The sequence below is a fragment of the Actinopolymorpha sp. NPDC004070 genome, assembly GCF_040610475.1.
In the GTDB taxonomy this organism is placed as follows: Bacteria; Actinomycetota; Actinomycetes; order Propionibacteriales; family Actinopolymorphaceae; genus Actinopolymorpha.
In genome coordinates this window covers 1-1,409 of sequence record NZ_JBEXMJ010000034.1, presented here as the reverse complement: position 1 = coordinate 1,409, position 1,409 = coordinate 1, and the positions used below count along the sequence as shown (strand labels likewise).

Sequence of the window (1,409 nt, the reverse complement as noted above, 5' to 3'; positions counted from 1 at the left end):
TAGGCCTCCGAAACATCCTTGAACCGATCCTCCGCCCCCGGGTCCTTGTTCACGTCGGGATGGTTCTCCCGCGCCAGCCGCCGGTAGGCACGCTGGATCTCCTCCCGGGTCGCCGTGCGGGGCACCCCGAGAACCTGGTAGAAATCACGGTCGGCCATCGCTCCTCATGCCGCCTTCGTGGCCACCACCACACCCGCCGGCCGCAACTGCCGCTCCCCCTCGCCATAGCCCGGGCTCACCACATCCAGCACCGTCCCCGCCGGCACCTCCGCACTCGGCACACTGGCCACCGCCTCATGCCGGGCCGGGTCGAACACCGCACCCACCTCATCGTCCTGACGCGGAAACCCCAGGCCGGCAAGCACCGCCACCGCCTGCTCCAAAACCGCCCGAACACCCTCCACCAACGAGTCCTGCTCCCCCTCCGGCCGCACCGCCCGCGCATGCGCCACCGCCCGGTCCAGGTTGTCCACCACCGGCAACCACCGCGCCGCCAAACTCGCCGCGACCTCACCACGCTGCCGCTCCAACTCACGCCCCTGCCGCTTACGCTGGTTGTCCGCATCAGCCACAGCACGCCGCCACCGGTCCTCAAAATCCGCCGCACGCGCCCGCGCCTCCACCAGCGCATCGTCGCGGCCGGACGGGCCCGGCTGCTCGCCCGCACTCTGCCTGTCGGTCTCACTCGCCCCCGGCCGGTCAAGATCCGGCGGGTGCTCCGGCTTCTGCTCGGTCATCGCAAGCCTCAGTCCGTGCTGAACTCAGTCCGTGGTGAACCTCAGTCCGTGGTGAACCTCAGTCCGTGGTGGGCCTCAGTCCGTGGTGAACTCCGCGTCGATCACGTCCTCGTCCTCCGCCGCTGCACGCTGCCCGGGCACACCCTGACCACCTTGACCGGGCCCACCACCTGGTTCACCGCCTGGTCCGCCTGGTCCGGGACCACCCTCCCCGCCACCGGCTCCACCGCCGGAAGCGCTCAGGCTGTGGTAGAGCTGCTGCAGTTCACCGGTCAGCGACCGCAGCCGCTCCAGCGGCGCGCTGTCGTCCTTGACCGCCTGACGGGCATCGCCCAACAACAACTCCGCACGAGCCCGTTCGTGTTCGGGTGCGGCGTCACCGAGCTCACCCAGCCGGCGTTCAACCTGGTAGGCCGCCGCGTCCAGGCTGTTACGGGCGTCGACCACCTCCCGGATCCGGGCATCATCAGCGCGGTAACGCTCCGCATCAGACACCATCCGGTCCACCTCGGACTTGTCCAGATTCGAGCTCTCACTGATGGTGATCCGCTGCTCGGCCCCGGTGTCCTTGTCCCGCGCGGACACATTCAAGATGCCGTTGGCGTCCACGTCATAGGTCACCTCGACCTGCGGCTCACCACGCGGCGCGGGCCGGATGTTCTCCAGCCGGAA

At 69.4% G+C, this 1,409-nt stretch carries 3 protein-coding genes; all 3 read right to left on the bottom strand.

Annotation, left to right across the window (positions count from 1 at the left end; translation table 11 throughout):
- A partial coding sequence (locus ABZV93_RS28810) for a DnaJ domain-containing protein (RefSeq protein WP_354942102.1) occupies nt 1-158 on the bottom strand: 158 nt, incomplete at its 3' end.
- Between the two features lie 6 nt (nt 159-164).
- Nucleotides 165-737 carry a nucleotide exchange factor GrpE gene (locus ABZV93_RS28805; RefSeq protein WP_354942100.1) on the bottom strand — a complete coding sequence of 191 codons (573 nt, stop codon included), beginning with the start codon at nt 735-737 and terminating at the stop codon, nt 165-167.
- Nucleotides 738-812: 75 nt separating this feature from the next.
- The coding region (locus ABZV93_RS28800) for an Hsp70 family protein (protein ID WP_354942098.1) at nt 813-1,409 on the bottom strand (597 nt) is incomplete at its 5' end.